Raw genomic sequence first — 24257 nt, 5'->3', positions numbered from 1 at the left:
GCTACCCTACTCATTTTCGGAGATGTGTTATGTCTGATACCAAACGTAATACAATCGGTAAATTCGGCTTGCTCTCGCTGACTTTTGCCGCCGTTTACAGCTTTAACAACGTTATCAATAATAATATTGAGCTTGGACTGGCCTCGGCACCGATGTTTTTCCTCGCGACGATTTTTTATTTTATTCCCTTCTGTCTGATCATCGCAGAATTTGTTTCGTTAAATAAAAACTCAGAAGCTGGTGTCTACGCGTGGGTAAAAAGTTCGCTGGGCGGACGTTGGGCATTTATTACTGCCTATACCTACTGGTTCGTAAACCTGTTCTTTTTCACCTCGCTGTTGCCGCGCGTTATTGCTTATGCTTCGTATGCCTTCCTCGGCTACGAATATATTATGACGCCGATTGCCACCACTATTATTAGTATGGTGCTGTTCGCCTTCTCCACCTGGGTTTCTACCAACGGGGCGAAAATGCTGGGGCCAATCACCTCCGTCACCTCAACACTGATGCTGCTGTTAACGCTCTCCTACATTTTACTGGCAGGTACGGCGCTGGTTGGCGGCGTACAGCCTGCCGATCCGATCACCGTTGACGCGATGATCCCGAACTTCAACTGGGCGTTCCTCGGCGTTACCACCTGGATCTTTATGGCCGCAGGTGGCGCGGAGTCCGTCGCGGTGTACGTTAACGACGTCAAAGGCGGTTCGAAATCGTTCGTAAAAGTGATCATCCTCGCCGGGATTTTTATCGGCGTACTGTATTCCGTCTCCTCAGTGCTGATTAACGTCTTCGTCAGCAGCAAAGAGTTGAAATTTACCGGTGGATCGGTGCAGGTATTCCACGGCATGGCGGCGTATTTTGGTCTGCCGGAAGCGCTGATGAATCGCTTTGTCGGTCTGGTGTCCTTTACCGCGATGTTCGGCTCCCTGCTGATGTGGACCGCAACACCGGTGAAAATTTTCTTCTCCGAAATCCCGGAAGGCATCTTTGGTAAGAAAACCGTCGAACTTAACGAAAACGGCGTTCCGGCGCGCGCGGCGTGGATCCAGTTCCTGATCGTCATCCCGCTGATGATTATCCCGATGCTCGGTTCCAATACCGTGCAGGATCTGATGAATACCATTATTAATATGACTGCCGCAGCGTCCATGCTTCCGCCGTTATTCATCATGCTGGCGTATCTGAATTTACGCGCCAAATTAGATCACCTGCCACGCGATTTCCGTATGGGCTCCCGCCGCACCGGTATTATCATTGTTTCAATGCTGATTGCGATATTTGCCGTAGGGTTTGTCGCTTCGACATTCCCGACTGGCGCGAATATTCTGACCATCATTTTTTATAACGTCGGCGGTATTGTTATCTTCCTCGGCTTTGCGTGGTGGAAATACAGTAAATATATAAAGGGATTAACTGCTGAAGAGCGTCATATTGAAGCGACGCCAGCCAGCAATGTTGATTAAGCAGACTAATAAAAAATGAGCAGGCATTTTCCCTCTTCCTGGATGGGGAGAGGGAAAGTAGTTTCTGCCTTTATATTTTTATAATTACAACGATAAAAGGCTGTACTTTTCTCTTTAGCTCATGGATTAATATTATGAAATTTATAAGTACGCCTTGCAGAGCATTACTTGCCCTGCCGTTTTGCTACGCCTTGTCTGCAATGGGCGAAGAAGTACGTCCGGCAGAACATGACGACACAAAAACACCCGCAATTACCTCGACATCCTCTCCTTCATTTCGTTTTTACGGCGAATTAGGGGTTGGTGGATATATGGATTTAGAGGGTGAGAATAAACATAAATACAGCGACGGCACCTATATTGAAGGTGGCCTGGAGATGAAGTACGGCTCCTGGTTCGGCCTGATTTATGGCGAAGGCTGGACAGTGCAGGCCGACCACGACGGCAATGCCTGGGTGCCTGACCATAGCTGGGGCGGTTTCGAAGGTGGGATTAACCGTTTCTATGGCGGTTATCGTACCCACGATGGCACCGAAATCATGCTCAGTCTGCGTCAGGATTCCTCGCTGGATGACCTGCAATGGTGGGGCGACTTCACACCCGATTTGGGCTACGTCATTCCCAATACCCGCGACATTATGACCGCGCTGAAGGTACAGAACTTAAGCGGCAACTTTCGTTATAGCGTCACCGTCACACCTGCCGGACATCATGACGAAAGCAATGCCTGGCTACATTTCGGCAAGTACGATCGCTACGACGACAAATACACCTATCCGGCAATGATGAACGGTTACATCCAGTATGACCTTGCCGAAGGCATCACCTGGATGAACGGTCTGGAAATCACCGACGGCACAGGCCAACTCTATCTCACGGGCCTGCTGACCCCTAACTTTGCCGCTCGCGCCTGGCACCATACCGGACGCGCCGACGGGCTGGACGTACCGGGAAGTGAAAGTGGGATGATGGTGAGCGCCATGTATGAAGCGTTAAAGGGCGTTTATCTCTCCACCGCTTACACCTACGCCAAACATCGCCCTGACCACGCTGACGATGAAACCACCTCTTTCATGCAGTTTGGTATCTGGTACGAATACGGCGGCGGACGTTTCGCAACGGCTTTTGATAGCCGCTTCTACATGAAAAATGCCTCTCACGATCCCAGCGACCAAATCTTCCTGATGCAATATTTTTACTGGTAATAAGGACTGTAATTTCATGAAAATCAAAACTATTTTGACGCCAGTAACCTGTGCTCTGCTGATGAGCTTTTCCGCCCATGCTGCTAACGCCGACAATTATAAAAACGTGATTAACCGTACTGGCGCGCCGCAGTACATGAAGGATTACGATTACGACGACCACCAGCGTTTTAATCCGTTTTTTGATCTCGGTGCCTGGCATGGTCATCTGTTGCCAGACGGCCCGAATACCATGGGCGGTTTTCCGGGCGTAGCGCTGCTGACGGAAGAGTACATCAACTTTATGGCCAGCAATTTCGACCGCCTGACCGTCTGGCAGGACGGCAAGAAAGTCAACTTCACGCTGGAGGCATACAGTATTCCCGGCGCGCTGGTGCAAAAACTGACAGCAAAAGATGTGCAGGTCGAAATGACTCTGCGCTTCGCCACGCCGCGCACGTCACTACTGGAAACTAAAATCATCAGCAATAAACCGCTGGATCTGGTGTGGGACGGCGAACTGCTGGAAAAACTGGAAGCGAAAGAAGGGAAACCGCTTTCCGATAAAACCATTGCTGGCGAGTACCCTGACTATCAGCGCAAAATCAGCGCCACCCGTGATGGCCTGAAAGTCACCTTTGGCAAAGTGCGCGCCACCTGGGATCTGCTGACCTCCGGCGAATCAGAATATCAGGTGCATAAATCCCTGCCGGTGCAGACTGAAATCAACGGTAATCGCTTTACCAGTAAGGCACATATCAACGGTTCGACGACGCTCTATACCACCTATTCCCATCTGCTGACCTCTCAGGAAGTTAGCAAAGAGCAAATGCAGATCCGCGATATTCTGGCGCGTCCGGCGTTTTATCTCACCGCCTCGCAGCAACGCTGGGAAGAGTATCTGAAGAAAGGGTTAACCAATCCGGATGCGACGCCGGAACAGGCGCGCGTCGCGGTGAAAGCGATCGAAACGCTCAACGGTAACTGGCGCTCGCCTGGCGGGGCGGTGAAATATAACACCGTCACGCCGTCGGTGACCGGGCGCTGGTTCTCCGGCAATCAGACCTGGCCGTGGGATACCTGGAAGCAGGCGTTTGCGATGGCGCATTTCAATCCGGACATCGCCAAAGAGAATATCCGCGCGGTCTTCTCCTGGCAGATCCAGCCAGGCGACCGCGTGCGTCCGCAGGATGTGGGCTATGTCCCCGACCTGATAGCGTGGAACCTTAGCCCCGAGCGTGGTGGCGATGGCGGCAACTGGAACGAACGCAATACCAAACCCAGCCTTGCCGCCTGGTCGGTGATGGAAGTGTATAACGTCACCCAGGATAAAACCTGGCTGGCAGAGATGTACCCGAAACTGGTGGCCTATCACGACTGGTGGTTACGTAACCGCGATCATAACGGCAACGGCGTGCCGGAATATGGCGCGACCCGCGACAAAGCCCACAACACTGAGAACGGCGAGATGCTGTTTACGGTGAAAAAAGGTGACAAAGAAGAGACGCAGTCTGGGCTGAACAACTACGCCCGCGTGGTGGAGAAAGGCCAGTACGACAGTCTGGAAATTCCGGCACAGGTTGCTGCATCGTGGGAATCAGGTCGTGATGACGCCGCCGTCTTTGGGTTTATCGACAAAGAACAGCTGGATAAATATGTTGCAAGCGGCGGCAAACGTAGCGACTGGACGGTGAAATTCGCCGAAAACCGCAGTCAAGACGGAACGTTGCTGGGGTACTCGCTATTGCAGGAGTCGGTGGATCAGGCCAGCTATATGTACAGCGATAACCATTATCTGGCGGAGATGGCGACGATTCTCGGTAAACCGGAAGAGGCTAAGCGCTATCGCCAGCTGGCACAGCAGCTCGCAGACTACATCAACACCTGTATGTTCGACCCGGCTACGCAGTTCTACTATGACGTGCGTATTGAAGATAAACCGCTGGCGAACGGCTGCGCGGGCAAACCGATTGTCGAACGCGGTAAAGGGCCGGAAGGCTGGTCACCGCTGTTTAACGGTGCGGCAACGCAGGCCAACGCCGACGCAGTGGTGAAGGTGATGCTCGATCCTAAAGAGTTCAACACCTTTGTTCCGCTGGGAACGGCGGCGTTAACCAACCCGGCCTTTGGCGCGGATATCTACTGGCGCGGGCGCGTATGGGTGGATCAGTTCTGGTTTGGTCTGAAAGGGATGGAGCGTTACGGTTATCGCGATGATGCCCTGAAGCTGGCGGATACGTTCTTCCAGCACGCCAAAGGATTAACCGCCGACGGTCCGATTCAGGAAAATTACAACCCGCTCACTGGCGCGCAGCAAGGCGCACCAAATTTCTCCTGGAGTGCCGCGCATTTGTATATGTTGTATAACGATTTTTTCCGTAAGCAGTAATTTGCAACGGCTGGCGGATGCGGCGTAAACGCCTTATTCGCCCTACATGTGCAATCCCGTAGGCCGGATAAAACGCGGCAAGCGTCGCATCCGGCGTTACCACCGGGCGTATTCTTTTTGAATCCCATCACAAACCCCGCATTCCCCTTTTCCCTTTTCCCCGACGACGGCTAAATTAGAACTCATCCGACCACATAACAATTATTTTACATACTGGACAATTTTATGAGCTACCCGTCGCTGTTCGCCCCGCTTGATTTAGGTTTTACCACGTTAAAAAACCGAGTGCTGATGGGCTCAATGCACACCGGGCTGGAGGAATACCCGGACGGTGCCGAGCGGCTGGCGGCGTTTTATGCCGAACGCGCCCGCCACGGCGTGGCGTTGATTGTCAGCGGCGGTATCGCACCTGATTTAACAGGCGTTGGCATGGAAGGTGGCGCAATGCTCAACGACGCCAGCCAGATCCCACACCATCGCACCATTACCGAAGCCGTACATCAGGAAGGCGGCAAAATCGCCCTACAAATTTTGCATACCGGACGCTACAGCTACCAGCCGCATCTGGTAGCGCCCTCCGCGTTGCAGGCCCCCATCAACCGTTTCGTTCCTCATGAACTCACCCATGAAGAGATCCTGCAACTGATCGACGATTTCGCCCGCTGCGCGCAACTGGCGCGGGAGGCCGGATACGATGGCGTAGAAGTGATGGGTTCCGAAGGCTATTTGATCAACGAATTTCTGACACTGCGCACCAATCAGCGTAGCGACCAGTGGGGCGGCGATTACCGCAACCGGATGCGATTTGCCGTAGAAGTAGTGCGTGCGGTGCGCGAACGCGTTGGCAACGACTTCATTATTATCTACCGGCTGTCGATGCTCGACCTGGTCGAAGGCGGTGGGACTTTTGCAGAAACGGTAGAGCTGGCACAGGCCATTGAAGCGGCGGGCGCGACCATTATCAACACCGGCATTGGCTGGCATGAAGCGCGGATTCCGACCATCGCCACGCCCGTGCCGCGCGGCGCATTTAGCTGGGTCACGCGCAAACTGAAAGGCCACGTCTCGCTGCCGCTGGTAACCACCAACCGGATTAACGATCCGCAGGTTGCCGACGATATTCTCTCACGCGGTGATGCAGATATGGTGTCGATGGCGCGACCGTTCCTTGCTGATGCCGAGCTGCTGTCAAAAGCGCAATCGGGGCGAGCCGATGAGATCAACACCTGCATTGGCTGCAACCAGGCCTGTCTCGATCAGATCTTCGTGGGCAAAGTCACCTCGTGCCTGGTAAATCCTCGCGCCTGCCATGAAACCAAAATGCCGATCCTTCCCGCCATGCAGAAAAAAAATCTGGCGGTGGTCGGTGCGGGACCAGCTGGGCTGGCGTTTGCCATTAACGCGGCGGCGCGTGGACATCAGGTAACATTGTTTGATGCGCACAGCGAGATCGGCGGGCAGTTTAATATCGCCAAACAGATCCCCGGCAAAGAGGAGTTTTACGAAACGCTGCGCTACTACCGCCGGATGATCGAAGTGACGGGCGTGACGCTAAAACTCAATCACAGCGTGACGGCGGATCAGTTACAGGTGTTCGATGAAACGATCCTCGCCAGCGGGATCGTGCCGCGCATTCCGCCCATTGACGGGATCGATCACCCGAAGGTGTTGAGTTATCTCGATGTCCTGCGCGACAAAGCGCCGGTGGGCAACAAAGTTGCCATCATCGGTTGTGGTGGGATTGGCTTTGACACGGCGATGTATTTAAGTCAGCCGGGCGAATCCACCAGCCAGAATATCGCCGGGTTCTGTAATGAATGGGGGATCGACAGCGGCCTACAACAGGCTGGTGGCTTAAGCCCGCAGGGAATGCAGATCCCGCGTAGCCCACGGCAGATTGTGATGCTCCAGCGCAAAGCCAGCAAACCGGGACAGGGGTTAGGCAAAACCACCGGCTGGATCCATCGCACCACCCTGCTCTCGCGCGGCGTGAAAATGATCCCAGGCGTAAGCTACCAGAAGATCGACGATGACGGGCTGCATGTGGTGATCAACGGCGAACCGCAAATTTTGGCGGTAGATCATGTAGTGATCTGCGCGGGACAAGAACCAAACCGCACGCTGGCACAACCCTTAATCGATGCAGGAAAAACCGTGCATTTGATCGGCGGCTGCGACGTGGCTATGGAGCTGGACGCACGACGGCAATTGCCCAGGGAACACGGCTGGCGCTGGAGATTTAAATCGTGCATTGAAGTGCCGGATGCGACGCATCCGGCAGGCCGCGTTAATCAATAAACAATGCAGGGGAAATGCCGAATCGCGCTGCCAGTTTTTTAGCGTGTTCCAGCGTTAATTTTCTCTTCCCGTTCAAAACGCGTGACACCATCGATTTACTGCCAATTTCCGGCAGATCAGAAAGGGTTAAACCGTATTGATCCATCAGTGTACGAATCACAGCAACACCGCCAGGCATGGCTTGAGCCATCGCATTAAATTCAGCAAATTCGGGCGCTGATTCTTCCCACGCGGTTATTTTGGCACACACCAGATCCAGCAAGGGGTTTTCAGGATCGTTGAGCAGCAGATGATCGACCAGTTCCAGCGCCTGGGCGTATTGTTCTTCGTTCTGGATACCCGCCAGAAAAGGTGCCACAGCAGTTAGCTTTTCTCCTGCTTGCAAGATGTCGGCAATCGCAATCATTTTTTCCCCTTAGTACGATGAACGGCGGTAAAGAAATCGTATTCTTTATGCGTCATAACTTCACGTATGTAGCACTTTTGCGATTCAAAAAAGACCATTGCTACAACACGTAATTCATTGCCCCCGACATTGAAAACATAATGCTTATCCAGATATTTGAAGTTATCCAGAGATGGGAATACTGCTTTTAATGACTCAGGTTTTTTGAAATATCCCTTAGCAATCGTGTTCCCCAGAGCCACCAACTCCGTTTTATGTTGCGGGTATTTTTCCGCAGCATCTTTCAATGCTTTTTGAGTTATCAGGTGCATTCTTCATCACGTCCGTTGACAAATTGGCAATATGATAACATCCGTTGACAGATTGGCAACGGATGAATTTATCTGCTTGACGGAAGAATAAACGTTGAACAACGCGAAACAAGAGAATGCGGAGGATGGTGACTGGGATTTTTGTTTTATGGAAGCGTGATTCCAGAACTGGGCAGACATTGCCGGATGCGACGCTTGCCGCGTCTTATCCGGCCTGGGGGTAACGTGCTGAACGTAGGCCGGATAAGGCGTTTACGCCGCATCCGGCAGGTAACTCCCAATCTTACCGACGACGCCCCAGCTTCACCGCCTTCAGCACCACAAATTTATTATTCGTCGCAATAGTGGTGCAGTTGCCGAAAATTTTCTTCAGTTTGTGGAAGTAATCCAGGTGACGGTTGGCAACGATATACAGCTCGCCGTTGATTTTCAGGCAGCGGCGGGCGTGGTGGAACATCTCCCAGGCGACGTTATCGGTCAGCGCATGTTGCTGATGAAACGGCGGGTTGCAGAGCACAGCATTAAAGCGAAAAGGCTCCACGCCGGAGAGCGCGTTGTTGATCATAAACTCGCAGCGCTCCAACGCCTCAGGCATGTTGGTTTCAACGTTCAAACGGCTGGAAGCAACCGCCATCGGTGATTCATCGACAAACACCACTTTCGCCTGCGGGTTTTTATCGAGCAATGTCAGGCCAATGACGCCGTTACCACAGCCGAGATCGACAATCTCACCTTCGAGATTCTCCGGCAGATGTTGCATAAAGAAGCGCGCGCCGATATCAAGCCCGGTGCGGGAGAAGACATTCGCATGGTTGTGGATAGTCCAGTCAGTACCTTCCAGCTTCCAGCTAACGGTCTCCGGCGCATCGGCCAGCGTCGGCTCGTTGAAAGTGCAATTAATCAGGCGCGCTTTTTTCCATGCCAGCGTGGTGGTGGTCGGGCCGAGCACTTTTTCGAACAGTTCCAGCGTGGAAGTGTGAATGTCACGGGCTTTGGCACCAGCAATAATGCGTGTTTCCGGCGTGACCACTTTGCGCAGCGCACGCAGTTGCTGTTCCAGCAATGCCAGTGTTTTCGGTACTTTAATCAGCACTACGCCCGGCTGTTGCGGGTAGTCGGCGGTGCTGTCGAGGAACTTCACGCTCGACTCATCAATCCCGTTGAGGCGTAAATTCTCGCGTGTCGCCAGTTCGCTGATGTATGAGTCGCCGATGCTGTACGGCTTATGTTCCGCCAGCGCACAGCTTAACGCGCCAAAAGCATCATTCAGGATTAACACCGGGCCGCGGATTTCTGTATCGTCCAACTGTTGCAGCAAATATTCATCCGCCGCTTCCCACGCCTGTAGCGGGTTAACGTCATCCGTCGCCGGAAAACGTTGTAGTGTCAGTGAACGGAAACCGTTGTCTAAGTGGCTCATCGGCCCTCCTGAATGATAAAATTTCGACGTTGCCCCTGAAAAGGGTGCGTGAGTATACCCTTTTTCTCTTTTTCGTGGGCGGTTATGAGCAATCTTACTTATCTTCAGGGTTATCCCGAGCAGCTACTTTCCCAGGTGCGCACGCTGATTAATGAACAGCGTCTGGGCGATGTGCTGGCAAAACGCTATCCGGGAACGCACAACTACGCCACCGATAAAGCCCTCTGGCAATATACTCAGGATCTGAAAAATCAGTTTCTGCGCAATGCCCCGCCGATCAATAAAGTGATGTATGACAATAAGATCCACGTGCTGAAAAACGCGCTCGGGTTACATACCGCTGTTTCACGTGTGCAGGGCGGCAAGCTGAAAGCGAAGGCGGAGATCCGCGTCGCCACCGTGTTTCGCAACGCACCAGAACCGTTTTTGCGCATGATTGTGGTGCACGAGCTGGCGCATCTGAAAGAGAAAGAACATAACAAAGCGTTCTACCAGTTGTGCTGCCATATGGAACCGCAGTACCACCAGCTTGAGTTCGACACTCGCCTGTGGCTGACGCAGCTTACGCTTGAGCAGGACAAAATCTGAAAATGATCTCAGGCGCTATCTTTTCCTCCTTTAGCGCCTAAAATCGACCTCCCCTCTATCGTTAAGGATAACGACCATGCTGCGCGCATTTGCCCGCCTTCTTCGCCGCATTTGTTTTTCTCGCCGGACTCCAAAAATTGCCTGTTTTCTGTTGATTGTGGCAGGCGCGACGATTTTTATCGCCGATCGGGCAATGGTCAACGCCAGCCAACAACTCACCTGGAGTGACATCAACGCTATTCCGGCACGTAACGTGGGTTTATTGTTGGGAGCAAGGCCAGGTAATCGCTACTTTACCCGACGTATTGATACCGCCGCAGAGTTGTACCACGCAGGAAAAGTGAAATGGTTGCTGGTCAGTGGCGACAACGGACGTAAAAATTACGATGAAGCGTCAGGCATGCAGCAGGCTTTGATCGCTAAGGGCGTACCGGCAAAAGTGATCTTCTGTGACTATGCCGGATTCTCAACGCTTGATTCAGTGGTACGTGCCAATAAAGTTTTTGGGGAAAACCATATCACCATTATCTCGCAGGAATTTCATAACCAACGCGCCATCTGGCTGGCAAAACAGTACGGCATCGATGCTATCGGGTTTAACGCGCCAGACCTGAATATGAAGCATGGTTTGTATACTCAGCTGCGGGAGAAACTCGCCAGGGTTAGAGCGGTGGTAGACGCAAAAATCCTCCATCGTCAGCCAAAATATCTCGGGCCGTCGGTCATGATTGGTCCGTTCAGTGAGCATGGTTGTCCGGCGCAGAAATAATGCGTATCCGCGCACGTCGAAGATGAAAAAGGCGTGCTACATTGACGGCAGAATCCCTTTATGGAGTATCCACGCGTTATGATACGTTTCGCTGTGATTGGTACGAACTGGATCACTCACCAGTTCGTGGAGGCCGCACATGAGAGCGGTAAATATAAGTTAACCGCCGTCTATTCCCGCAGCCTTGAACAGGCCCAGCACTTCGCCAATGAGTTTTCTGTCGAGCATCTGTTTACGTCGCTGGAAGCGATGGCGGAAAGCGATGCCATTGACGCGGTGTATATTGCCAGCCCGAATGCCCTGCACTTTTCCCAGACGCAGCTTTTTCTGAGCCACAAAATCCATGTGATTTGCGAGAAACCACTGGCGTCGAATTTGGCGGAAGTGGATGCGGCCATTGCCTGTGCGCGGGAAAATCAGGTGGTGCTGTTTGAAGCATTTAAAACGGCCTGCCTGCCTAACTTTCATCTGTTACGCCAGGCGCTGCCAAAAGTCGGCAAACTGCGGAAAGTCTTTTTCAACTACTGCCAGTATTCCTCGCGTTATCAACGCTATCTGGATGGTGAGAATCCCAACACCTTCAATCCGGCGTTCTCTAACGGTTCGATTATGGATATCGGCTTTTACTGCCTGGCGTCGGCGGTGGCATTATTCGGTGAACCGAAAAGCGTGCAGGCAACCGCCAGTTTGCTGGCAAGCGGCGTGGATGCCCACGGCGTGGTGGTGATGGATTACGGTGATTTCAGCGTTACATTGCAGCACTCAAAAGTCAGTGATTCTGTCCTGGCGAGCGAGATTCAGGGCGAAGCAGGATCGCTGGTGATTGAAAAACTCTCTGAATGCCAGAAAGTCTGCTTTGTGCCGCGCGGCAGCCAGATGCAGGATCTCACTCAGCCACAGCATATTAATACCATGCTCTACGAAGCAGAGCTGTTTGCTGAACTGGTGGATGAGCATCTGATTAATCATCCGGGGCTGGCGGTTAGTCGCATCACCGCCAAACTGCTGACCGAGATCCGCCGCCAGACCGGAGTGATTTTTCCGGCAGATAGCGTAAAGCAATAATGGTTACCGTAAAGCAGTGTAAAAGGCATGTAACAGACCATTGACTGGATGAATGGTCTGTCATACTTTGTTACCTGCAAAGGGGAGTAACTTCATTGCCGGTCGATCGTCATTACGATGTGTGAAAAACCACATCCGGTCACCGGGCAACCCGAAAGGTATACGCAGACGTATTCCTTTGAGACTGATGACAAACGCAAAATTGCCTGATGCGCTACGCTTATCAGGCCTACATAGTTCCTGCAATCTTTTGAATTCGCATGATTTTGTAGGCCGGATAAGGCGTTCACGCCGCATCCGGCATAAACGCAGGCACTTTGTCACCAATCTGAAAGGAATACGCAGACGTATTCCTTTTTTTGTTGTAAGTGAGACCTTGCCGGAAGGCGAGGTCTATGCATAAAAAGCAGCGGCTGACGTCTTCCGACGTTGGCCGTTTTTTTATGTGTAAGGAACTTCTATGAATACTGTCGGCACGCCGTTGCTATGGGGCGGATTCGCTGTTGTTGTCGCCATTATGCTGGCTATCGACCTGTTGTTGCAGGGGCGTCGTGGCGCGCATGCCATGACCATGAAACAGGCTGCGGCCTGGTCGCTGGTGTGGGTGACCCTTTCGTTACTGTTTAACGCCGCTTTCTGGTGGTATTTAGTCCAGACGCAGGGGCGCGAAGTCGCGGACCCGCAGGCACTGGCCTTCCTCACCGGTTATCTGATTGAGAAATCGCTGGCGGTCGATAACGTCTTCGTCTGGTTAATGTTGTTCAGCTATTTCTCTGTTCCTGCGGCATTACAACGTCGCGTACTTGTGTATGGTGTGCTCGGAGCGATTGTTCTGCGTACCATCATGATCTTCACCGGTAGTTGGCTGATTTCTCAGTTCGACTGGATCCTGTATATCTTCGGCGCCTTCCTGCTGTTTACCGGCGTGAAGATGGCGCTCGCCCATGAAGATGAATCAGGGATTGGCGACAAGCCGTTGGTGCGCTGGTTGCGCGGTCATTTGCGTATGACCGACACCATCGACAACGAGCATTTCTTTGTGCGTAAGAATGGCTTGTTGTATGCCACGCCGCTGATGCTGGTGCTGATTCTGGTGGAGTTGAGCGACGTGATTTTCGCCGTGGATAGCATTCCGGCTATCTTCGCCGTGACTACCGACCCGTTTATTGTGCTGACCTCAAACCTATTTGCGATCCTCGGCCTGCGTGCGATGTATTTCCTGCTGGCGGGCGTAGCAGAGCGTTTCTCGATGCTCAAATATGGCCTGGCGGTGATTCTGGTGTTTATCGGTATCAAGATGCTGATTGTCGACTTCTACCATATTCCGATCGCCGTTTCGCTGGGCGTGGTGTTTGGCATTCTGGTGATGACATTTATTATCAACGCGTGGGTGAATTATCGGCATGATAAGCAGCGGGGAGAATGATTCGCTGTATATTAAGCCATTACCAGAGATAACTCATTCCAGACAAAGGTGAGCTATTAATTATGTAATCGGCTTATAGCTCTTTACAAAAAGACCGCACGGGTGCAGGGGGCGGCGGCGATTGGCCGCCCCCTGCGCGCTCCCTGCGCCAGTGACTTTATATGGCATAGCACATTAAAGGAGCGCAACCGTTCTCATATTCCAAATAGTTTTGCCCATATGTTATCTAATCAGCCTTAGTAGCCAGTCCTTCCTTCTGTTTATGTCAAATAAATGTAACCATTAAGTTGCAAAATATGACCTCTCTTTAAAATCCAGCATTTTTCGCTTCCCGAAGCTGTAACTTTCCTTATACTCGACCTTGCAAACACTTTGTTACATCCTGAAAGATGCGTCGACAGAACGCACCAGGGATGTGCGACAACACAATGAAAGGATCGAAAAATGACTACGCAACATTCACCGGGGCTATTCCGGCGTCTGGCTCACGGCAGCCTGGTAAAACAAATCCTGGTCGGCCTTGTTCTGGGGATTCTTCTGGCATGGATCTCAAAACCGGCGGCTGAAGCTGTCGGTCTGTTAGGCACTTTGTTCGTTGGTGCATTGAAAGCTGTAGCGCCAATTCTGGTGCTGATGCTGGTAATGGCTTCCATCGCTAACCACCAGCACGGGCAGAAAACCAATATCCGCCCTATTTTGTTCCTCTATCTGCTGGGTACTTTCTCTGCCGCGCTGGCTGCGGTTGTCTTCAGCTTCGCCTTCCCTTCGACCCTGCATTTGTCCAGTAGCGCGGGCGATATTTCCCCGCCGTCAGGCATTGTGGAAGTGATGCGAGGGCTGGTGTTGAGCATGGTTTCCAACCCCATCGACGCCCTGCTGAAAGGTAACTACATCGGGATTCTGGTGTGGGCCATTGGCCTTGGTTTCGCTCTGCGTCACGGTAACGAAACCACCAAAAACCTGGTCAACGATATGTCGAATGCCGTTACCTTTATGGTGAAACTGGTGATTCGTTTCGCACCAATCGGTATTTTTGGTCTGGTAGCTTCAACGCTGGCAACCACCGGTTTCTCCACCCTGTGGGGCTACGCGCAACTGCTGGTCGTGCTGGTTGGCTGTATGTTACTGGTGGCGCTGGTGGTCAACCCATTGCTGGTGTGGTGGAAAATTCGTCGTAACCCGTTCCCGCTGGTACTGTTGTGCCTGCGCGAAAGTGGTGTATACGCCTTTTTCACCCGTAGCTCGGCGGCGAATATTCCGGTAAACATGGCATTGTGTGAAAAGCTGAATCTGGACCGCGATACCTATTCCGTTTCTATTCCGCTGGGTGCCACCATCAATATGGCAGGCGCAGCCATTACCATTACCGTGTTGACGCTGGCTGCGGTTAATACGCTGGGTATTCCGGTGGATCTGCCCACAGCGCTGCTGTTGAGCGTAGTTGCTTCTCTGTGCGCCTGTGGTGCTTCCGGCGTGGCAGGTGGTTCTCTGCTGCTGATCCCGCTGGCCTGTAATATGTTCGGTATTCCGAACGATATCGCCATGCAGGTGGTTGCCGTCGGCTTTATCATCGGCGTATTGCAGGACTCCTGCGAAACCGCTCTGAACTCTTCAACTGACGTGCTGTTCACCGCAGCGGCGTGCCAGGCGGAAGATGCACGTCTGGCAAATAGCGCCCTGCGTAACTAATACTTAGCCCCTTTCGTCTACGGCGGAAGGGGTTTTCTCCACTTTAAACGGATCAATTCCCCTTCTCTGCATACGCCAGAAACGAATGATGTTCAGGCCATTCATTAGCAGAAAACTACCCTCAATCATCGTGCCACCAATCGACCCGGCCCAAATGTTGTGAGTTAACCAGCAACAAGTAGAAAACCACATCACGCAGCGCATGGTCAGTCCTTTAAAGCGAAATAGCGCCCAGGTACTGACAATCGTGCCAATGACTGGCAGCAGCTCCATCGGATGATGGAACTTCGCCAGACCAACTCCTCCCGTCAGCACGATGAAGATCGCCATTATCCATAAACTACGGGTACGCAGAGTAATTAACGTACGGATAGCATTGAGGATTGAGCTGGCCCCCGCCGGGAAGACACCCATCAGGAAAAAATGTATGCCAATAAATACGCTATAGATGGAAAGCTGAATTTTGAAGCGACGTTCATCGCGGTTGAAGAATGTTGTAATACCAATCAGAAAGGCGATGACACCCACGCCCTGGGCCAGCCAATACGCGGTCATGATAAATCCTTAGCAGGTATGGAAAAGCAAACGGCGCTTCACATTATGAAACGCCGTTTTTTATTAACAACTCATTTCGACTTTATAGCGTTACGCCGCTTTTGAAGATCGCCAGTTCGCGGAAGTCGTTACGCTCGTTACAGGTTTGCTTACCGTTGGCAAACTCAACGATGGTATCGATAAATTCTTCCAGCAACTGCGGCATCGCTTTACCGTGGATCAGCTGACCCGCGTCAAAGTCGATCCAGTGTTTTTTCTTCGCTGCCAGTTCGCTGTTGGTGGCGATTTTCACCGTCGGTACAAATCCGCCGTACGGCGTGCCGCGACCGGTACTAAACAGCACCATGTGGCAGCCCGCACCCGCCAGGGCGCTGGTCGCTACGGCATCGTTACCCGGTGCACTTAACAGGTTCAGCCCTGGTGTTTTCAAACGTTCGCCGTAGCGCAGCACGTCTACCACCTGGCTGGAGCCCGCTTTCTGCGTACAGCCGAGAGATTTATCTTCCAGCGTGGTGATACCACCCGCTTTGTTCCCCGGCGATGGGTTTTCGTAGATCGGCTGGTCATGGGCAATAAAGTACTGTTTGAAGTCGTTGACCATAGTGACCAGTTTTTCAAACGTCGCTTCATCGCGACAATGGTCCATCAGTAACTGCTCTGCGCCGAACATTTCCGGTACTTCGGTCAGCACGGTAGTGCCGCCGTTAGCGATGACGTAATCAGAGAAACGCCCCAGCATTGGGTTAGCAGTAATACCGGAAAGACCGTCAGAACCACCGCACTCCAGACCAAACTTCAGTTCGCTGAGTTTGCCTGGCTCGCGTTTATCGTTGCGCATGACGTTATACAGCTGATGCAAATGCTCGATCCCGGCTTCGATCTCATCATCCTGCTGTTGGCAGATCATGAAATGGACGCGTTCAGGATCGATATCGCCCAGCGTTTCACGGAAAGCATCAACCTGGTTGTTTTCACAGCCCAGACCAATGACCAACACGGCGCCTGCGTTCGGATGACGCACCATGTTTTGCAGCATGGTGCGGGTATTAATGTGATCGTCGCCCAACTGCGAGCAGCCGTAGGTGTGGCTGAAGAGGAACACGCCGTCGGTACCTTCAGCGTTGTTTGTCTCTTTCAAAAAACGGTTCTGGATCTGTCGCGCGATGCCGTTAACGCAGCCCACGGTCGGCAGGATCCACAACTCGTTACGTACCCCGACATCACCGTTAGCGCGACGATAGATCTGCACTTCACGATCTGCCGCTTGCGCAGGCAGATCCTGAAAATCAGGTTGATAGCGATACTGATCCAGATCGCTCAGATTCGTGCGCGTATTGTGGGCGTGAACGTGTTCCCCCGCCGCAATATCCGCCAATGCATAACCAATCGGCAGGCCATATTTGATGACGTTGGCCCCTTTTGCGATATCCGTTAACGCAAATTTATGTCCACGAGCAACATCCTGGCGCAGCGTTACGGTCTGGTTATCGACACTGATTTCTGTGCCTTCAGCCAAATCCGCTAAAGCAACCGCGACGTTATCCAGCGCATGGATCTTGATGTATTGCATATCAACCCCAGACCTTAGTTCAGTTCAATGGCGAAGTAATCACGCGCATTGTTAAAGCAAATATTTTTCACCATCTCGCCCAGCAGGTTGATGTCCGCCGGTGCTTCGCCCGCTTCCACCCAGCGGCCAATCATCTGGCACAGAATGCGGCGGAAGTATTCGTGACGGGTGTATGACAGGAAGCTACGGCTGTCAGTCAGCATACCGACAAAGCGGCTCAGCAGACCGAGCTGCGCCAGTTGGGTCATCTGACGTTCCATACCGTCTTTCTGATCGTTAAACCACCAGCCGGAACCGAACTGCATTTTGCCCGGCATACCTTCGCCCTGGAAGTTACCGATCATGGTGCCCAGCACTTCGTTATCGCGCGGGTTCAGGCAGTAGAGAATAGTTTTCGGTAGCAGGTTTTCTTCGTTCTGTTTGCTCAGCAGCTTAGACAGTTCTTCCGCCATCGGACGGTCGTTGATGGAGTCAAAGCCGACATCCGGCCCCAGCAGTTTGAACTGACGCAGGTTGTTATTACGCAGCGCGCCAATGTGGTACTGCTGTACCCAGCCGCGACGTGCGTATTCGGCGCCCAGGAATACCAGCACCGCAGTTTTGAACTGTGCGACTTCATGCTCACTCAGGGTTTCGCCAGCCAGACGGCGCGCCAGAATGCTATCCAGTTCCGCTTCGTTCGCTTCGGCAAACATCACCACGTCCAGCGCGTGGTCAGACACTTTACAGCCGTGAGCCGCGAAGTGATCCAGACGTTTGGTCAGGGCAGTTTGCAGGTCTGCAAAGCGGCGAATGTCGGTATCGGAAACTTCACCCAGCTTCGCCATGTAGTCGTTAAAGGTCGCCTGTTCAATGTTGAAGGCTTTATCCGGACGCCAGCTCGGCAGCACTTTAATAGTGAAAGAGCCGTCTTTGGCGATCTCTGCGTGATGCTCCAGAGAGTCGATCGGGTCGTCGGTGGTGCCGACCATTTTCACGTTCATCTGCTGCATGATGCCGCGCGCGGAGAATTTGTCCTGCGCCAGCAGTTCGTTACATTCGTTCCAGATTTCATCCGCGGTAGACGGAGACAGCAGTTTGCCAGTGATGCCAAACGGACGACGCAGTTCGAGGTGCGTCCAGTGGTATAACGGGTTACCGATCGTGTGCGGAACGGTCGCCGCCCAGGCATCAAACTTCTCACGGTCAGATGCATCACCAGTACACAGGCGCTCAGCAACACCATTGGTACGCATTGCACGCCATTTGTAGTGGTCGCCTTTCAGCCAGATGTCATACAGATTCTTAAAGCGATAGTCTTCTGCGATTTGCTGCGGCGGTAAATGGCAGTGGTAGTCGAAAATCGGCTGGTCTTTTGCGTAGTCGTGATACAGACGGCGGGCAAATTCAGTATCTAACAGGAAATCTTCAGTCATAAACGGAGTCATTATCGTCTTCCTCTCAACGAGTGAGCTAGCTTGCTTAGGGTGCGATGCTGACAAAGTTATCACACCAATTTCCAGAGCCCGAAGATATTTTCGTGAGTTAGATCAATAAACGTAGTTAAAAAAATTACTCTCAAAGTGGTAAATCCCTCTGCAAGCCGCGCCAGTTCTGGCTTCACTCTCATCCAGTAATGCCCCTACAAATATTCCCACATTTGTGATGGCTCTCACCTTTTAAAGTTGTATGACAAGTTATCTTTCTGCCGTCGCGAATCATAAGTCGACGGAATGCAAATTGCCGATTCATTCATTTGTTAGATGGATTGGGTTGACCGGTACGGAAGCCGAATTAGCACGAAACTTTCATGGCAGCGTTCGGGGTGTACCGGTTTTTTTTTCGGTCATCCGGTCGTAACTAACATCCTCTGCCCCAGGCAGGATGATGACCGCGCTTATTGCGGATATAACAAAACGATGAGGTTTTACATGCGTAAAATTAAAGGGTTACGTTGGTACATGATCGCATTGGTGACGCTCGGCACCGTGCTCGGTTACCTGACGCGTAACACTGTGGCGGCAGCTGCACCAACTCTGATGGAAGAGTTAAACATCTCCACCCAACAGTATTCCTACATCATCGCAGCCTATTCTGCTGCATATACGGTCATGCAACCTGTAGCGGGTTATGTTCTGGATGTTCTGGGGACAAAAATCGGTTACGCAATGTTTGCCGTGTTGTGGGCGGTATTCTGTGGCGCAACTGCACTGGCTGGTAGCTGGGGCGGTCTGGCGATTGCCCGTGGTGCGGTAGGTGCGGCAGAAGCAGCGATGATCCCTGCAGGTCTGAAAGCCAGTTCCGAATGGTTCCCGGCGAAAGAACGCTCCATCGCAGTAGGTTACTTTAACGTTGGTTCCTCAATTGGTGCGATGATTGCGCCGCCGCTGGTGGTATGGGCAATCGTCATGCACAGCTGGCAGATGGCATTTATTATCTCCGGTGCGTTGAGCTTTATCTGGGCGATGGCATGGCTGATTTTCTATAAACATCCACGCGACCAGAAACATCTGACCGATGAAGAACGTGACTACATTATTAATGGTCAGGAAGCCCAGCACCAGGTTGGCGCGGCGAAGAAAATGTCCGTTGGTCAGATCCTGCGTAACCGTCAGTTCTGGGGTATCGCATTACCGCGCTTCCTGGCTGAACCTGCCTGGGGTACTTTTAACGCGTGGATCCCGCTGTTCATGTTTAAAGTTTACGGCTTTAACCTGAAAGAGATCGCGATGTTCGCCTGGATGCCAATGCTGTTTGCTGACCTTGGTTGTATCCTCGGTGGTTACCTGCCGCCACTGTTCCAGCGTTGGTTTGGTGTGAATCTGATTGTTTCCCGTAAGATGGTGGTAACACTGGGTGCGGTACTGATGATTGGCCCAGGTATGATCGGTCTGTTCACCAACCCGTATGTCGCGATTATGCTGCTGTGTATCGGTGGTTTTGCTCACCAGGCACTGTCTGGCGCGCTGATTACCCTCTCTTCTGACGTGTTTGGTCGTAACGAAGTGGCAACGGCAAACGGTCTGACTGGGATGTCTGCGTGGCTGGCAAGTACGCTGTTTGCGCTGGTTGTAGGTGCACTGGCTGACACCATCGGCTTCAGCCCGCTGTTCGCAGTACTGGCGGTGTTCGACCTGTTAGGCGCGCTGGTTATCTGGACCGTGTTGCAGAACAAACCGGCAATTGAGGTAGCGCAGGAATCACATAACGATCCCGCACCGCAACATTAACGTTTAGCGTAAGTTGTAATGACGAAGCCGCCTTATCAGGCGGCTTCGTCGCTTATATAGACAAAAGCGTTTGTCCGGCCTACGAGGTTAATTGATGGTTGGCAAGGAAGGCGTGAAGATTACCGACAATTTTCCCATGTAGTACCCCGCCTGTTTGTCCATCACACTAAATTTATCGACCGCCAGGGTTAACGGCGTGGGGACACACATCACAGCATAACGAATGCCTGGCAGTACCACCGGGCGTACTCGCTTCAGGTTGATGCTGTTCCAGACCATATTTTCATTGTTGCGCACATCTATTTGCCCGCCCGTTTCCGGGTTATACATTTTTACCCGATAGTCGATCCGTTCTGCGTCGTCAGTGGTTGTTCCTCCCTGACGATATATAGAGAAATAACCATCCCTGCGTCCTGCTGCCGGGCGACCTTCATCTTTGAGCTGGATTTCATAGCTGATGGCATTACCGTTAAAGCCATCGTACAAACACATATCCAGCATCGTCAGATCTTGTGCATAGTTGCTGCCATTAACGCTGCCCGTCGGGTGCAAGTCTAGCTGTACTCGAGGCGTGGCGTGGGCGAACTCCGGGAAAAACACGTCGATATGGTTGGGGTCAAGCGTATTCAGGGTAATATCCGCGAAATAGTCCTGGGATGGACTATTCAAATGCAGTTTTACCTGTCCTTTCCAGACACCACCAATTGGCAGTTTCTTCATTTCTGTCTGCTCAAGGTAGAGGGTTAGCTGTTTTCTGTCTGCGTCGTGTGGCCCATTTTCGTCATAGCAAGTTCGCCCACCACTATCATTTAATGGGCGTTGCCTGTTATAACCCGCTTCACCGCACCCTACCGATCCCGTTTCTGAGGTGATAACCTTTTGAAAACCCTTAAGTTTAACCGGCCAGCGCATACCGCTACGCTGTTCAGTGAGATAAATTTGTACAATGGATATTGAACCCGAGGTAGTACAAGTTTGTTGAAGATTGGCATAATTACATTCGTACCACATGAACATATTTTTTCCGGGCGGCTCTTCGTTGTCCCAGAAGTAATAATCCGCTCTGCCAGACGCCAAATCGTACGTAATTTCACTGGTCACGTTAGGAGCTGCCTGAACGCCAGTAAGCGCGCCAAACAAGCTCAATATCGCCGCAATCAATCGATTTCTCATGGTGCAACCTCCCTTTGCGCCGTCTGAACGTTTCCACGTAATTTAGGCTGTTTCAACTGTGCCTGAACCTGAATCGACTCCGGTAATTGTGAATAAGTCACCACACTACATGTGACATCTCCGCTGTAACGAATGCTGGCGCGTTTCTTCTGCACGCTCAGTGGGCATTTCAGAAACTCATGGCCGGAAAGCAGATAAAGCTCTTTCTCCTGACTATTAATTTCGAGGGTAAACCCACCGTCATCTGCCAGGAGCAGCATGGCGCTGTTCAGACCCACAATCGGGAATTTTTTCACCGATGCCGGGAGTAATAAGCGACCGATATAGTTGTAATTAAAGCTGGCTGATACTTCGCGATAACGTAATTTACCGGGCAATAGCATTAACTCACGATTCCCGGCACCGTTAATCACGTTGGTTGTCCCTTGCTGATTTCCCTGGTTGCTGTCGCTGACGTCCACAAAACCAGGCTGGAAACTGCCATAAGGGAAAAGCGCAGTGTCATTGGCACCAAGCTGCATTGTGCGACTTCCTGCCACCCGAGCTTCCAGTTGCATCTCCTGACTCTCTTCGTCACCTTCGGCAAAACCTTTGACATCTACCAGCACCGCCCCCAGTAAATCGTCGGTTCCGCTGGCACCTAAATTGATGCCGTAACGGCTGACCGCAAGCGTTGAACTGTACGTTCCGGTAAATGCGGTGAGATGATCGCGCTCATTACGGTCGTAACTGTCAGAAACCGTACCGTAGAGATTGCCGTATTGACCATCCAGTCGCCCATGAACCGCGCTGTTAATGGTGTCGGTGTTAAGGCCACCCACTTCCACTCCCAACTCTTTATGGCTAAAACTGTCGTTATAAAAAGTATGCGATACTTGCCACGATGTCTGGTCACCGTCCTGATCGCTGTGACGATAATCGGTGGTCACATTGGTCGAATGACTATTGTTATTGCTGTCCATGGCTGGCGTATCAGAGAGCGATAAGGTCAGATAGACACCGTTATCATCGTTATCATTGCCATCATCATTACGGTGGAAAACACCGACCGAGGTACTCAGCACCCAGTCGCGCATGACAAAAGCGCGTGAGGCGCTTAGTTGTACGGTTTCCGAGGTATTTTGTGCCGTAGTTTGGCGTAAGTAATTATTTTCAAAGCTTTCCTGTTTATCCCAGAGGAAGTTATCGTCAGTATGGTTTTGCGTGCGGCTATAACCCAGCAACATGTTCCAGCCAAACAGATTTTGCGATATCGTCGCGGAAATACTTTCGTAGCAGCTTAACGCGTTGTAATTATCATTACTGCTGCTTGAACAGGAATCACCTTCCGAATTAGTACGATAGAACCCTAGCGTCGGCCATCCTGCCAGGCTCCAGTTAGCCTGTTGCATATCGCCCTTGCCGCCATCATCATTACGAAACACACTCGCACTGACGTTTAAATTTCCCGCTCCGCCAAAGTCAGTATTCCAGTTATTCCCCAGTTCAAACGCATTTATGTCATCTGCATTCGCCAGACCTGCATAAAGTTCATAACGGGGATGCAATGGCAGCCGTAAACCCAGTTGATAGACAGCACTGGTGTCATCTGATGATTCAGAGGTCGTCTGCCCTGCCTGTAAAAACCATTGTATTTGCCCGTCTGTCAGACCACCTGTTTTGGTGAATGGCACCATCTCGGTACGCGTAAGTTGGTTATTTTCATACACTTTTAACGCGACGTTGTAGCTGCCAGAAGGGAAAGAAGTGGTATCAATAAACTGTGTACCGCTATTCAGGTAGAAAGAACCTAGCAGTTGTTCATTGCGCCAGGCATCGACACGAGCATTACGTGACAGCAGCAACATCACAGGCGTTCCCTGCTGACTTTGTGCCTGGTTCAGATAACTCAGTGTCGAACCCACGCGCATTCCGTCAATTGCACCGAGCGGTAAAAAATTAAAAGTAAAACTGCCACCCTGTGCATTAAATAAGGTACGACTATCCATTCGCCCAGCCTGGGCATAATAGCGACGGAAGAAATCGTAGCGGTAATAGAGGTCGCTGACATCGACGTTAGTATCGCTGCCATCATCGGTGTCATAACCGTTTAAATTCCAGTGACCACCAATATAACTATTTTCTGTTACTCCCAGCGCACCATTACCCTGAATGGATAAAGATTTGTAATCGTCCTGCGCCAACACGTTGATATCCTGCTGATGGATAAATGCGTTAACCACATTTTTATCGGGAGTCAGATAAAGTGATTTACCAAAATCGGCAGAAAACCATTGTGGATTCAGAAAAAGAGTAACAGAACCTTCTTCATCATTATAAATAATATCAACCGAATCCGTATTCAGATAACCGCAGCCATTATTAGTATGCATGTAGGCACAGGCTAATTCGCCGTGGCGTGCCAGCGGTTGTGATAGCTTTTCTTTTATCGTATTTGCAACTTTTCGGTCTTCAGTATCTAATTCGAGCTTATTAAATAAACTCTCTGATTCATTAAACGTTACAGTATCAAGGTTCACCATCGCGTAATATTTGCCAAGGCTTTTCCCTGCAAAGAAAACCTCTATGTATTCATGTTGCCCTTGAGCAATGACTTCAAACCCGGCGGGGATTTTCGTTAATGCCGCCCGTGCCGGGCTAAGACATGACAGGATCAAAAGAGCCAATATTTTTTTTATCCATGGCAAACCTGTAATCCATAAGCAATAAAATTATTCAGCAAAATAAGGGAGGCAATTACCT

17 protein-coding genes and 1 pseudogene are annotated in these 24257 nt (G+C 51.5%); 10 read left to right on the top strand and 8 right to left on the bottom strand.

Features of this window, described 5'->3' with window-relative positions; all coding sequences use genetic code 11:
* Positions 1 to 29 precede the first annotated feature (29 nt).
* The 4 genes and pseudogenes from AACU94_RS00490 (at position 30) to fadH (ending at position 7279) form a co-directional block, all read left to right on the top strand.
* Positions 30 to 1463 (top strand): amino acid permease, encoded by a 1434-nt coding sequence (locus AACU94_RS00490; protein WP_135385465.1) that lies wholly within the window; start codon positions 30 to 32, stop codon positions 1461 to 1463.
* Between the two features lie 134 nt (positions 1464 to 1597).
* On the top strand, positions 1598 to 2668 hold the full coding sequence (gene ygjJ / locus AACU94_RS00485; RefSeq protein ID WP_135488723.1) for a protein YgjJ: 1071 nt from the start codon (positions 1598 to 1600) through the stop codon (positions 2666 to 2668).
* 16 nt (positions 2669 to 2684) lie between these two features.
* Positions 2685 to 5036, top strand: coding sequence for an alpha-glucosidase (gene ygjK / locus AACU94_RS00480; protein ID WP_135488722.1), 2352 nt, complete (start codon positions 2685 to 2687; stop codon positions 5034 to 5036).
* A 225-nt stretch (positions 5037 to 5261) separates the two neighbouring features.
* A pseudogene (gene fadH, locus AACU94_RS00475) lies at positions 5262 to 7279 on the top strand (NADPH-dependent 2,4-dienoyl-CoA reductase).
* Positions 7280 to 7323: 44 nt separating this feature from the next.
* Here fadH and higA read toward each other — a convergent pair.
* From higA to rlmG, 3 genes are all read right to left on the bottom strand, one after another.
* A complete protein-coding gene (higA, locus tag AACU94_RS00470) occupies positions 7324 to 7740 on the bottom strand; it encodes a type II toxin-antitoxin system antitoxin HigA (RefSeq protein ID WP_000560254.1) in 417 nt (138 codons plus the stop codon).
* Positions 7737 to 8051, bottom strand: coding sequence for a type II toxin-antitoxin system toxin HigB (higB, locus tag AACU94_RS00465; RefSeq protein WP_000550189.1), 315 nt, complete (start codon positions 8049 to 8051; stop codon positions 7737 to 7739). Before higB ends, higA begins: the two co-directional genes overlap by 4 nt.
* A 283-nt stretch (positions 8052 to 8334) precedes the next feature.
* Entirely contained in the window at positions 8335 to 9471 is a 1137-nt protein-coding gene (gene rlmG / locus AACU94_RS00460; protein ID WP_135488721.1) for a 23S rRNA (guanine(1835)-N(2))-methyltransferase RlmG, read from the bottom strand.
* 84 nt (positions 9472 to 9555) lie between these two features.
* On the opposite strand from rlmG, the gene AACU94_RS00455 reads away from it, so the two are divergent.
* From AACU94_RS00455 to sstT, 5 genes are all read left to right on the top strand, one after another.
* On the top strand, positions 9556 to 10059 hold the full coding sequence (locus tag AACU94_RS00455) for a M48 metallopeptidase family protein (RefSeq protein WP_135488720.1): 504 nt from the start codon (positions 9556 to 9558) through the stop codon (positions 10057 to 10059).
* A 76-nt stretch (positions 10060 to 10135) separates the two neighbouring features.
* Complete coding sequence (locus AACU94_RS00450) at positions 10136 to 10828, top strand: SanA/YdcF family protein (RefSeq protein WP_135488719.1); 693 nt, start codon at positions 10136 to 10138, stop codon at positions 10826 to 10828.
* A 78-nt stretch (positions 10829 to 10906) separates the two neighbouring features.
* Positions 10907 to 11893: a Gfo/Idh/MocA family protein gene (locus tag AACU94_RS00445; RefSeq protein WP_130218265.1), complete on the top strand. Its 987-nt coding sequence runs from the start codon at positions 10907 to 10909 to the stop codon at positions 11891 to 11893.
* A 460-nt stretch (positions 11894 to 12353) separates the two neighbouring features.
* Complete coding sequence (alx, locus tag AACU94_RS00440; RefSeq protein ID WP_001098819.1) at positions 12354 to 13319, top strand: TerC family membrane protein Alx; 966 nt, start codon at positions 12354 to 12356, stop codon at positions 13317 to 13319.
* Positions 13320 to 13763: 444 nt separating this feature from the next.
* On the top strand, positions 13764 to 15008 hold the full coding sequence (gene sstT, locus AACU94_RS00435) for a serine/threonine transporter SstT (protein WP_135385457.1): 1245 nt from the start codon (positions 13764 to 13766) through the stop codon (positions 15006 to 15008).
* Positions 15009 to 15011: 3 nt separating this feature from the next.
* Here the strand turns inward: sstT and AACU94_RS00430 are convergent, their stop codons facing one another.
* The 3 genes from AACU94_RS00430 to uxaC all read right to left on the bottom strand — a co-directional run bounded on the left by AACU94_RS00430 (position 15012) and on the right by uxaC (position 18560).
* Positions 15012 to 15563: a YgjV family protein gene (locus tag AACU94_RS00430; RefSeq protein WP_130210398.1), complete on the bottom strand. Its 552-nt coding sequence runs from the start codon at positions 15561 to 15563 to the stop codon at positions 15012 to 15014.
* 82 nt (positions 15564 to 15645) lie between these two features.
* On the bottom strand, positions 15646 to 17133 hold the full coding sequence (gene uxaA / locus AACU94_RS00425) for an altronate dehydratase (RefSeq protein ID WP_130218271.1): 1488 nt from the start codon (positions 17131 to 17133) through the stop codon (positions 15646 to 15648).
* A 14-nt stretch (positions 17134 to 17147) separates the two neighbouring features.
* Positions 17148 to 18560, bottom strand: coding sequence for a glucuronate isomerase (gene uxaC / locus AACU94_RS00420; protein ID WP_053292087.1), 1413 nt, complete (start codon positions 18558 to 18560; stop codon positions 17148 to 17150).
* 483 nt (positions 18561 to 19043) lie between these two features.
* Here uxaC and exuT point away from each other — a divergent pair, with 483 nt between their 5' ends.
* A complete protein-coding gene (gene exuT, locus AACU94_RS00415; RefSeq protein ID WP_130223858.1) occupies positions 19044 to 20342 on the top strand; it encodes a hexuronate transporter ExuT in 1299 nt (432 codons plus the stop codon).
* Between the two features lie 87 nt (positions 20343 to 20429).
* Here exuT and AACU94_RS00410 read toward each other — a convergent pair whose 3' ends face one another.
* Together AACU94_RS00410 and AACU94_RS00405 are read right to left on the bottom strand one after the other, a co-directional pair.
* Positions 20430 to 21515 (bottom strand): CfaE/CblD family pilus tip adhesin, encoded by a 1086-nt coding sequence (locus tag AACU94_RS00410; RefSeq protein WP_135488717.1) that lies wholly within the window; start codon positions 21513 to 21515, stop codon positions 20430 to 20432.
* Positions 21512 to 24193 (bottom strand): TcfC E-set like domain-containing protein, encoded by a 2682-nt coding sequence (locus tag AACU94_RS00405; RefSeq protein ID WP_135488731.1) that lies wholly within the window; start codon positions 24191 to 24193, stop codon positions 21512 to 21514. Before AACU94_RS00405 ends, AACU94_RS00410 begins: the two co-directional genes overlap by 4 nt.
* Positions 24194 to 24257 lie beyond the last annotated feature (64 nt).

Origin of the sequence: Escherichia sp. E4702 (assembly GCF_963883545.1) — a bacterium.
Lineage (GTDB): Bacteria > Pseudomonadota > Gammaproteobacteria > Enterobacterales > Enterobacteriaceae > Escherichia.
Note: the sequence above shows the minus strand (reverse complement) of the source record. Positions and strands in the feature narration are given on the sequence as shown.

What these genes read in the sequence shown, in the direction of transcription:
- AACU94_RS00490 (WP_135385465.1), top strand. Translation starts at nt 30, where the DNA reads ATGTCTGATACCAAACGTAATACAATCGGTAAATTCGGCTTGCTCTCG.
- ygjJ (WP_135488723.1), top strand. Translation starts at nt 1,598, where the DNA reads ATGAAATTTATAAGTACGCCTTGCAGAGCATTACTTGCCCTGCCGTTT.
- ygjK (WP_135488722.1), top strand. Translation starts at nt 2,685, where the DNA reads ATGAAAATCAAAACTATTTTGACGCCAGTAACCTGTGCTCTGCTGATG.
- higA (WP_000560254.1), bottom strand. Translation starts at nt 7,740, where the DNA reads ATGATTGCGATTGCCGACATCTTGCAAGCAGGAGAAAAGCTAACTGCT.
- higB (WP_000550189.1), bottom strand. Translation starts at nt 8,051, where the DNA reads ATGCACCTGATAACTCAAAAAGCATTGAAAGATGCTGCGGAAAAATAC.
- rlmG (WP_135488721.1), bottom strand. Translation starts at nt 9,471, where the DNA reads ATGAGCCACTTAGACAACGGTTTCCGTTCACTGACACTACAACGTTTT.
- AACU94_RS00455 (WP_135488720.1), top strand. Translation starts at nt 9,556, where the DNA reads ATGAGCAATCTTACTTATCTTCAGGGTTATCCCGAGCAGCTACTTTCC.
- AACU94_RS00450 (WP_135488719.1), top strand. Translation starts at nt 10,136, where the DNA reads ATGCTGCGCGCATTTGCCCGCCTTCTTCGCCGCATTTGTTTTTCTCGC.
- AACU94_RS00445 (WP_130218265.1), top strand. Translation starts at nt 10,907, where the DNA reads ATGATACGTTTCGCTGTGATTGGTACGAACTGGATCACTCACCAGTTC.
- alx (WP_001098819.1), top strand. Translation starts at nt 12,354, where the DNA reads ATGAATACTGTCGGCACGCCGTTGCTATGGGGCGGATTCGCTGTTGTT.
- sstT (WP_135385457.1), top strand. Translation starts at nt 13,764, where the DNA reads ATGACTACGCAACATTCACCGGGGCTATTCCGGCGTCTGGCTCACGGC.
- AACU94_RS00430 (WP_130210398.1), bottom strand. Translation starts at nt 15,563, where the DNA reads ATGACCGCGTATTGGCTGGCCCAGGGCGTGGGTGTCATCGCCTTTCTG.
- uxaA (WP_130218271.1), bottom strand. Translation starts at nt 17,133, where the DNA reads ATGCAATACATCAAGATCCATGCGCTGGATAACGTCGCGGTTGCTTTA.
- uxaC (WP_053292087.1), bottom strand. Translation starts at nt 18,560, where the DNA reads ATGACTCCGTTTATGACTGAAGATTTCCTGTTAGATACTGAATTTGCC.
- exuT (WP_130223858.1), top strand. Translation starts at nt 19,044, where the DNA reads ATGCGTAAAATTAAAGGGTTACGTTGGTACATGATCGCATTGGTGACG.
- AACU94_RS00410 (WP_135488717.1), bottom strand. Translation starts at nt 21,515, where the DNA reads ATGAGAAATCGATTGATTGCGGCGATATTGAGCTTGTTTGGCGCGCTT.